We start from the raw sequence: 8,805 nt of genomic DNA, 5'->3' as shown, positions 1-8,805 counted from the left end.
CACCGCCCTGTCCGACGAGGCCGAGGACGAACGCCAGCGCCACCTGGTGGCCGCCTTGCGGGCCGAGGTGAACGCCGGCGCCACCTTTGCCCGGGCGCTGTCCCAGCATCCGCGCGAGTTTTCCGACATCTACTGCGCGGTGATCGGCGCGGGCGAGCACAGCGGCAACCTGGGCCTCGTGCTGGAGCGGCTGGCCGACGATCTGGAGGAGCGGCAAGCGCTGCAGGCCAAGCTGGTCGGTGCGGCGCTGTACCCGGCGATCGTCACGCTGGTGGCCATCGCGATCGTGCTGTTCCTGGTGAGCTACGTGGTGCCGCAGGTGGCCAGCGTGTTTGCCGGCACCAAGCGCGCACTGCCCTTCCTCACGGTGGCCATGCTGGGCCTGAGCGCGCTGGTGCGCAGCTATGGCTGGGTGCTGCTGATTGCTACTATTGTCATAGCTGCCAGTGCCCGATGGGCGTTGACGTTCGAGCATTTTCACCAAAAATTTGATGCCGCCTGGCTCAACCTGCCCCTGGTGGGCAAGCTGGCACGCGGCTACAACGCGGCGCGCTTTGCCAGCACGCTCGCCATGCTGGCCAGCGCGGGGGTGCCCATCCTGAAGGCCCTGCAGGCAGCCGCCGAAACGCTCAACAACCGCGCCATGCGCGCGGACGCCCTTGATGCACTGGTGCTGGTGCGTGAAGGCGCTCCCCTGGCCTCTGCGCTGGCGCAGAAAAAGCGCTTCCCGGGCCTGCTGTCGATGTTTGCGCGCCTGGGTGAGCAGACCGGCCAGTTGCCCGTGATGCTGCAGCGCGCCGCCACGCAGCTGTCCACCGAGGTGCAGCGCCGCGCGATGCAGCTGGCCACGATTCTCGAGCCGCTGCTCATCGTGGCCATGGGCCTGGTCGTGATGCTGATCGTGCTGGCGGTGCTGCTGCCCATCATCCAGCTCAACCAGTTCGTGAAATGACGGCCTCCGGCATGAAGCGCAGCGCGCTGGCGGTCCTTGCGGGAAAAGCACCATGGCAATGACGCTGAGCGACAAACTGGTGGTGGCGATCTCGTCGCGCGCCCTGTTCGACTTCGAAGAGGAAAACCGCCTCTTCGATCCCGATCATCCGCAAGGCTACATGCAGCTGCAGCTCGACCGGCTGGACGTTCCGGCCCGCCCCGGCGTAGCGTTCTCGCTGGTCAAGAAGCTGCTCGCCTTCAACGAGCCCGCGCAGCAGCGCGTGGAAGTGGTGGTGCTCTCGCGCAACGACCCGGTCAGTGGCATGCGCGTGTTCCGCTCGGCCAAGGCGCATGGGCTCGATTCGGTGCAGCGCGGCGTCTTCACGCAGGGAGCGGCCCCTTTTCGCTATCTGCGCCCGCTGGGTGCGCATCTGTTCCTCTCGGCCAACGCCGCCGACGTGAACGAGGCCCTGGCCATGGGTTTCCCGGCGGCCCAGGTGGCCACCCAGTCGGCCCAGGCCAGCGCCGCCCATCCGCATGAAGTGCGCATTGCCTTCGACGGCGACGCAGTGCTGTTCTCCGATGAAGCCGAGCGCGTCTTTCAGTCCGCCGGGCTCGACGCCTTCCAGGCCCACGAGGTCGAAAAGGCCCTGCTGCCCCTGCCGCCCGGCCCCTTCAAACCGTTCCTGTCGGCGCTGCACCGGCTGCAGCAAAGCGGAGCGCCATCCATGCGTATCCGCACCGCGCTCGTCACGGCACGCGGCGCCCCCGCCCACGAACGGGCCATCCAGACGCTGATGAGCTGGCAGATCGCGGTGGACGAGGCGATGTTCCTCGGGGGCATGCCCAAGGGCGAGTTTCTGCGCGAATTCGAGCCCGATTTCTTCTTTGACGACCAGACGGGCCACGTCACCTCGGCAGCCCGCCACGTACCCGCCGGCCACGTGAGCAGCGGCATCGCCAATCTGGCGGTGGGCGTGGCGCCCGTGCCCTGAGCAGGCCCGCGCAGGCCCACGCCGCACTCCGTGGATGGCGCCCCATGTCCGCCGCAGAGTGCAACAGAGCGTGAAATCCCCGCCCGCAGCGTTGCGTGCGCCGCTCTCGCCCCCATCTGCAAGGCATCGCGTTCGACCCAAGGAGCTTTGCGCATGAAATTTCCACTGGCGCTGCTGGCCGCACTGGGCTGCAGCATGGCGCTTGCCCAGCCACCGGCAACGCAGCCCCAGCCGCCTTCCGCCGCGGCTTCCGACACCCAGACACCCACCAAGGGCGAGCTCAAGGCCATGCGCGAGTTCAAGATGCTCGACTTCAACGGCGACGGCAAGCTCAGCCGCAGCGAGGTCGTGCTTTTCCCCCGCCTGTCCGCCGCCTTTGACGAAGCCGACACCGACCACGACAACTACGTTTCCTACGCCGAAGTGCGCGCCTTTGCAGCCAAATACCGCGCCGAACGCGAGCGCAGCCGGGCCGCGGAACACGACCTCGCATCCCGTGCGCCGGGCGCAGGGCCTTCCAAAGACCAACGTTCTGAGTGAAATATGCCCGCTGCGCTTGTGGATCAGGCGCCTTTAGCTACTCGTTCAATAGCAACAAGGCAACTGACCATCTGCGCAGGCACGCAAGCCAAGCCGGCTGCGGCGGTAAGAGATGGCACGCCCAAGAATCGGCGTTGGAGGCCGGTCTGCCGCTGCAGTGCGGGCGCTGGCGGCTTTACAGCCCCGAGGTGCGCTTGACCTTGGGGTCGGAGTAGGTCAGCGGTTCGTTCTTGGCCTGTTGCGCCAGCCGTTCCTGCAGGGTCATCTTGTTGATGTCCTGTGCCAGTTCAATGGCGCTGCCGCTGGCGCGCCACATCGACTGGATGAATTCGAGCAGCTGCTTGGAGATGGGCTCCTTGGGCGGCTCGGGTGGCGCCTCGGCCGTGTCCTTTTTCTTGACTTCGGTCCAGTCGCGATTGGGGGATTCCGGCGCGGAAGGCTTGTCCGGCTCGCGCACGATGGCTCCCTCGCCCAGGCGATCCATGGATTCCACCGGGTTGGGAGCGTTGATGGGACGCACCGCAGGAGCGCCCGAAGCACCAGTGGAATACAAATCAGCGCCCTGAGGACGCCAGGTTGGCGATCGATCGACAGGTGGCATTTGCATGGCAGTGGCCCTTCATGAATGGAAAAAGCGAGATGGCTTTACAGCGTCTTCGTACGTTCATAACGGCAAAAAGAAGGGGAAATTAAGGCCTTTTTTGCCTTTATACGAAAAATAGGGGTTTTCCCCTATCTTTTTTGAGCCTGAGCCTGAGCCTGAGCCTGAGACCGTGCGAGGTGCGAAGGCGCTGGGCAGGCTGCGCCAGCAGCCGCCACTCGCGCCAGCTTTGGCAGAGTTCTCGCTACGGCGGCCAGCTCCGATTGCTGATTGCGCTCGCCTTTCCATGCGTGCAAAGGCGCATGCCTGCGCGCGGCCTGCCCCGCAAAGGCACCACCCCGCCGGAGGTGCGCCCGGACTGGCTAACCCATTGCTCTATCACGGGCGGTATGCACGACGCCCTGCGAACTGCCGGGTGTGCGCTGGAGCCAGCTGCGGAACAGCGAGGCCAGGATTCAGAGAAAGCGCTCGAGCAGGCGTCGCGAGGGGCGATCAAGCACTGTGGTGTCGGGAATCCGGAACTGCATGCCGTCACCGGCCGCAATCAGCAGGCGCGTGCGCCCGCCCAGGCGCCGAATGTCTTCCTCGGCCTTCAGCACGAACTGTGCAGGGCCCTTGTCGGTTTCGACGCTCCAGGTGCTGGGCGTGGAGAAGCTTGAAACGGCGACGATAGCCGTCACCGTCGGCACGAATTCGCGCACGGCCAACTCTTCCTCGATCAGGCCGCGCGCCTGGGGGTCGAGCTGATCGAGCCGGTCGACCCAGACCAGTTCGTGGCCGTCGGGGCCGATGAGGGACAGGCCTTCGGCCGGCGCCGCGATCGGAAAGGCGCGCACGGGCGTCACCCCTTCGTGCGCGGTGCCGTCCAGCTCGGTCAATACCAGGCGGCCGTGGGCATTGCGGTGGAGCTGCAGGGAAACAGTCGAGGTCGTCATGGTCAGTCTCCAGCCGGTTCAGGAATTGCCCGCGGGATGCGCGGAGTGCATCAGCGAGCTGTCGATGATGACACCCGCCGCCTGCGCATCCTCTTCAGCGCGCCGGGCCTGGGCCTCGTAGAGCCGCCAGTAGGCGCCCTGTTTTTCCATGAGCGCGTCGTGCGGCCCCACCTCGACCACCTCGCCGCGGTCCATCACCACCAGCCGGTCGGCCTTGCGCAAGGTGGACAGCCGGTGGGCGATGGCGATGGTGGTGCGCCCCTGCACGAGGTTGTCGAGTGCCCGCTGGATTTCCTTTTCCGTCTCGGTGTCCACGGCCGATGTGGCCTCGTCAAGGATCAGGATGCGCGGGTCGATCAGCAGCGCACGCGCGATGCTGATGCGCTGTCGCTCGCCACCCGACAGGCCCTGGCCCCGCTCGCCCACGAGCGAGTCATAGCCGTGCTGCAATCGCAGGATGAATTCATGGGCATGGGCGGCGCGGGCCGCCGCAATGATCTCTTCCCGCGTGGCGTCGGGCTTGCCGTAGGCAATGTTCTCGGCGATCGTGCCGAAGAAAAGGAAGGGCTCCTGCAGCACCAGCCCGATGTGGCGCCGGTAATCGGCCACCGCAAAGCGGCGGATGTCCACGCCGTCGACCTGGATCGAGCCGTCGCTCACGTCATAGAAGCGGCTGATCAGGTTGACCAGCGTGCTCTTGCCCGAGCCGCTGTGACCCACCAGCCCGATCATCTCGCCCGGGCGGATGTCCAGATCGAGGTGCTTGATGACCGCCCGGCTGCCATAGCGGAAGCCCACGTTGCGCATCTGGATGGCCCCTTCGACGCGGGGCAGTTTCACGGGCTGCACCGGATCTGGAACGTTGCTCACATGGTCGAGGATGTCGAAGATGCGCTTGGCACCGGCGGCGGCCTTCTGCGTGACCGAAACGATGCGGCTCATCGAATCGAGCCGCCCATAAAAGCGCCCGATGTAGGCAATGAACGCCGTCAGCACACCGACCGTGATTTGACTGTGCGAGACCAGCCAGATGCCGAACGCCCACACCACCAGCAGCCCGATTTCGGTCAACAGCGAGACCGTGGGGGTGAACAGGCTCCAGGTCTTGTTGAGCTTGTCGTTCACTTCCAGGTTGTGCTGGTTGGCGTCGCGAAAACGCTGGGCCTCGCGCTTTTCCTGGGCAAAGGCCTTCACAACGCGGATGCCAGGGATGGTGTCGGCCAGCACGTTGGTCACCTCGCTCCATACGCGGTCGATCTTCTCGAAGCCGGTACGCAGGCGGTCGCGCACGATGTGGATCATCCAGCCGATGAAGGGCAGCGGCACCAGCGTGACCAGCGCCAGCCAGGGGTTGATCGAGAACAGGATGGCCGCCGTCATGCAGATCATCAGCACGTCGGTCACGAAGTCGAGGGCGTGCAGCGAGAGAAACACGTTGATGCGGTCGGTTTCCGATCCGATGCGCGCCATCAGGTCGCCCGTGCGCTTGCCGCCGAAATAGTCGAGCGACAGGCGCAGCAGGTGCTCGTAGGTGGTGGTGCGCAGGTCGGCGCCGATGCGCTCGGACACCAGCGCGAGGATGTAGGTACGCGCCCAGGAGAGGCCCCAGGCCGCCAGGGCCGACAGCAGCAGGCCGCCCAGGTAGAGCAGCACCAGCCCAGGCTCGATCTTCTGCCCGTTCTGGAACGGGATCAGGATGTCATCCATGAGCGGGATGGTGAGGTACGGCGGCACCAAGGTTGCGGCAGTCGATGCCAGCGTGAGCCCGAAGCCGGTCGCCAGCTGCTTGCGGTAGGGACGTGCAAAGCGCCACAGACGCAGCAACACCCAGGTGGACGTCTGCGGGGGCTGGGCGCGCGCGCAGGCGGGGCACTCCTCCGTGTCGGGCGGAAGCGGGGCGTGGCACAGCGGGCAGGTGGGCTCCTCGGCCTCTTCCTGCGCAGCGCCGGCGGTCAGGCTTCGGGCCACGGCCTGCTCGAAGCGCTGCACCAGGCGCAGGGCCTGCGCATGGTTTGCAAGGGTGAAGCGCCACAAGGCCAACCGGGAATCTGGAGCATGCAGCTCCAGCGTCCCCACCCCGCCGTGGTCCTGCAGGCGCAGCGCCAGCCCGGCGGCCAGCGGCCATTCACGCCACGCGGTGCCCCCCGGATTCCAGGCGAGCACGCGCTCCGCGGTCACCACCACCCAGCCCGGCGCAAAGCGCAGATCGGCGCTCAGGTCAACCTGTAACGCGGCCAGAACGTTCTCGTGGGAAGCGAGCATGGCCCGCAGATCGCCCCCCTGAGGGCCAGAAAAGACACCGGAGGCGTCCACAGAATGGTGATGTTGCATATGTTTGGATTTTCCGCGGCCGGCGACACAAAGCCACGCACATCGCGGTATCCGGAATTTTCACCGAAACCCGAAACGCCAGTACAAACTGTGCACCAACCGGCGCCTTGACTGGCAAACTTCGCGCCCAACCGGGCGCACAATGGCACTCCGCATTTCCTGTCCGGCCTCTCCGGTACCCTTGAACCGCTCCGATCCATGGCAAAAATCGACGATATCCAACTGCTCCGCATCAATTACCTGCGCGGCCCCAATATCTGGACCTACCGCCCGGCCCTGGAAGTCTGGCTCGACCTCGGCGCGCTGGAAGACCACCCCTCCAACACCCTGCCGGGCCTGAATGACCGGCTCACCGCCTGGCTGCCCGCTCTGGTGGAGCACCATTGCGGCGTGGGCGAGCGCGGCGGTTTCCTGCAGCGGCTGCAAGAGGGCACCTGGTGCGGCCACGTGCTGGAGCACGTCGTCATCGAACTGCTGAACCTGTCGGGCATGCCCACCGGTTTCGGCCAGACGCGCAGCACGTCGGTGCGCGGCGTCTACCGCATGGTGTTCCGCGCCCGCGACGAACAGGTGGCGCGCATGGCACTGGCGCAAGGCCACCGCCTGCTGATGGCGGCGATCAATGACGAGCCCTTCGACGTGCAGGCCGCAGTGGCCATGGTGCGCACCGAAGTGGACGACCGCTACCTGGGCCCGAGCACCGCCTGCATCGTCACGGCGGCCACCGACCGTGGTATTCCGCACATCCGCCTCAACGATGGCAACCTGGTGCAGTTGGGCTACGGAGCCAGCCAGCGCCGCATCTGGACGGCCGAGAGCGAGTTCACCAGTGCCATCGCCGAGGGCATTGCATCGGACAAGGACCTCACCAAGAGCCTGCTCAAGTCATGCGGCGTGCCGATTCCTGAAGGCCAGGTGGTCAACAGCCCCGAAGAAGCCTGGGAAGCCGCGCAAGACATCGGCCTGCCCGTGGTGGTCAAGCCCTCCGACGGCAACCACGGCCGCGGCGTCACGCTGGACCTGCACAAGAAGGAAGACATCGAGGCCGCCTACCACGTGGCCTATCCCGAGGGCAGTGACGTGATGGTTGAGCGCTTCATCCCCGGCGACGAGCACCGCCTGCTGGTGGTGGGCGGCAAGTTGGTGGCGGCCGCGCGCGGCGAAGTGGTGAGCATCACCGGCAACGGCCGCTCCACCGTCAAGGAACTCATCGACACCCAGCTCAACTCCGACCCGCGCCGCGGCTACGAGGAGGAATATCCGCTCGAGATCATCGACTTGGCCACCGACACCAAGGTGCAGCTTGAACTCAAGCGCCAGGAGCTGAATGCCGACTCCGTGCCCACTGCCGGCCGGGTCATCGTGGTGCAGCGCAACGGCAACGTGGCGGTGGACTGCACGGACGACGTGCACCCCGAGGTCGCCTACATCGCCCAGCTCGCCGCCAAGGTGGTGGGCCTGGACATTGCAGGCATCGACATGGTCGCGGTCGATATTTCCAAGCCCCTGCAGGAACAGGGCGGCGCCATCGTGGAAGTGAACGCCGGCCCGGGCCTGCTCATGCACCTCAAGCCCGCCGTCGGTGCACCTCGGCCCGTGGGCCAGGCCATCGTCGAACACCTGTTCCCCACCGAAGAGCACGAAGACGACGAAGCCGTGGGCCGCATCCCCGTGGTAGGCGTGGCCGGCACGCGCGGCACCTCCACCATCGCGCGGCTGGTGGCTTGGTTGCTGCATCTGGGCGGGCGCCACACGGGGCTGGCCTGCCGCGAGGGGCTCTTTCTGGACCGCCGCTGCGTCGAGGCCGCCGACAGCGCCCACTGGGAAGCGGCCCACCGCCTGCTGATGAACCAGATGGTGCAGGCCGCCGTCATCGAAAACGATGCCCGCACCATTCTGCGCGACGGCTTGGCCTACGACCGCTGCCAGGTGGGTGTTGTGACCGACATGGAAGGCGCCGAAACCCTGGGCGAGTTCGACATCCAGGACCGCGAGCAAATGACCAAGGTGATGCGCACGCAGGTGGATGTGGTGCTGGACGACGGCGCCGCCGTGCTCAACGCCGCCGACCCGCAAGTGGCCGAGCTTGCCCCGCTGTGCGACGGCGACGTGGTGCTGTATGCGCAGGACGCCAGCCTGCCGGCCATCGTAGAGCACCGGGCCCGCGACCACGGCCGCGCCGTGGTGCTGCGCAACCAGAGCGTGGTGCTCGCCACCGGCAGTGCCGAGCACGTGCTGGGTACGCTGTCCGAACTCACGTTCGGGCGCAATGCCATCGTGCCCGACACCGACGCCCTGCTGGCGGCGGTGGGTGCGGCCTGGGCGCTGGACATCGCGCCCGACCTCATCGGTGCGGGCATCAAGACCTTCGAGCCCGAATTGCCTGCGGTGAGCACCCTCCCGCATTGATGCTTGCCCGTTGTTGATTCCATCGCACCTGAAATGACCGGGGCGCGCCAGCCCTGATGGA

Annotated in this window: 7 protein-coding genes; 4 read left to right on the top strand and 3 right to left on the bottom strand. The window is 66.4% G+C overall.

The genetic code is table 11. From position 1 onward, the window contains the following. The 3 genes from ACDELDRAFT_RS02375 to ACDELDRAFT_RS02365 form a co-directional block, all read left to right on the top strand. A partial coding sequence (locus ACDELDRAFT_RS02375; RefSeq protein WP_005793150.1) for a type II secretion system F family protein occupies positions 1–952 on the top strand: 952 nt, incomplete at its 5' end. 52 nt (positions 953–1,004) lie between these two features. Then, a complete protein-coding gene (locus ACDELDRAFT_RS02370; RefSeq protein ID WP_005793149.1) occupies positions 1,005–1,928 on the top strand; it encodes a 5'-nucleotidase in 924 nt (307 codons plus the stop codon). Between the two features lie 153 nt (positions 1,929–2,081). Further along, complete coding sequence (locus ACDELDRAFT_RS02365; protein ID WP_005793148.1) at positions 2,082–2,468, top strand: EF-hand domain-containing protein; 387 nt, start codon at positions 2,082–2,084, stop codon at positions 2,466–2,468. 175 nt (positions 2,469–2,643) lie between these two features. On the opposite strand, the gene ACDELDRAFT_RS02360 is transcribed toward ACDELDRAFT_RS02365, so the two are convergent. From ACDELDRAFT_RS02360 to ACDELDRAFT_RS02350, 3 genes are all read right to left on the bottom strand, one after another. Continuing rightward, a complete protein-coding gene (locus tag ACDELDRAFT_RS02360) occupies positions 2,644–3,075 on the bottom strand; it encodes a hypothetical protein (RefSeq protein ID WP_005793147.1) in 432 nt (143 codons plus the stop codon). Positions 3,076–3,524: 449 nt separating this feature from the next. Next, positions 3,525–4,004 carry a cyanophycin metabolism-associated DUF1854 family protein gene (locus tag ACDELDRAFT_RS02355; protein ID WP_005793146.1) on the bottom strand — a complete coding sequence of 160 codons (480 nt, stop codon included), beginning with the start codon at positions 4,002–4,004 and terminating at the stop codon, positions 3,525–3,527. A gap of 18 nt (positions 4,005–4,022) precedes the next feature. Next, positions 4,023–6,335, bottom strand: a complete 2,313-nt coding sequence (locus ACDELDRAFT_RS02350; RefSeq protein WP_005793145.1) for a cyanophycin metabolism-associated ABC transporter — start codon at positions 6,333–6,335, stop codon at positions 4,023–4,025. A gap of 198 nt (positions 6,336–6,533) precedes the next feature. Here ACDELDRAFT_RS02350 and ACDELDRAFT_RS02345 point away from each other — a divergent pair, with 198 nt between their 5' ends. Continuing rightward, positions 6,534–8,744 (top strand): cyanophycin synthetase, encoded by a 2,211-nt coding sequence (locus ACDELDRAFT_RS02345; RefSeq protein WP_005793144.1) that lies wholly within the window; start codon positions 6,534–6,536, stop codon positions 8,742–8,744. Positions 8,745–8,805 lie beyond the last annotated feature (61 nt).

It is taken from the genome of Acidovorax delafieldii 2AN (assembly GCF_000175235.1).
In the GTDB taxonomy this organism is placed as follows: Bacteria; Pseudomonadota; Gammaproteobacteria; order Burkholderiales; family Burkholderiaceae_C; genus Acidovorax; species Acidovorax delafieldii_B.
The sequence above is the reverse complement of the archived record's forward strand: the minus strand, read 5'-3'. Positions and strand labels throughout refer to the sequence as shown.

Excerpts from the sequence above, each read along its gene's own strand:
- ACDELDRAFT_RS02370 (WP_005793149.1), top strand. The coding sequence starts at position 1,005 with ATGGCAATGACGCTGAGCGACAAACTGGTGGTGGCGATCTCGTCGCGC.
- ACDELDRAFT_RS02365 (WP_005793148.1), top strand. The coding sequence starts at position 2,082 with ATGAAATTTCCACTGGCGCTGCTGGCCGCACTGGGCTGCAGCATGGCG.
- ACDELDRAFT_RS02360 (WP_005793147.1), bottom strand. The coding sequence starts at position 3,075 with ATGCAAATGCCACCTGTCGATCGATCGCCAACCTGGCGTCCTCAGGGC.
- ACDELDRAFT_RS02355 (WP_005793146.1), bottom strand. The coding sequence starts at position 4,004 with ATGACGACCTCGACTGTTTCCCTGCAGCTCCACCGCAATGCCCACGGC.
- ACDELDRAFT_RS02350 (WP_005793145.1), bottom strand. The coding sequence starts at position 6,335 with ATGCAACATCACCATTCTGTGGACGCCTCCGGTGTCTTTTCTGGCCCT.
- ACDELDRAFT_RS02345 (WP_005793144.1), top strand. The coding sequence starts at position 6,534 with ATGGCAAAAATCGACGATATCCAACTGCTCCGCATCAATTACCTGCGC.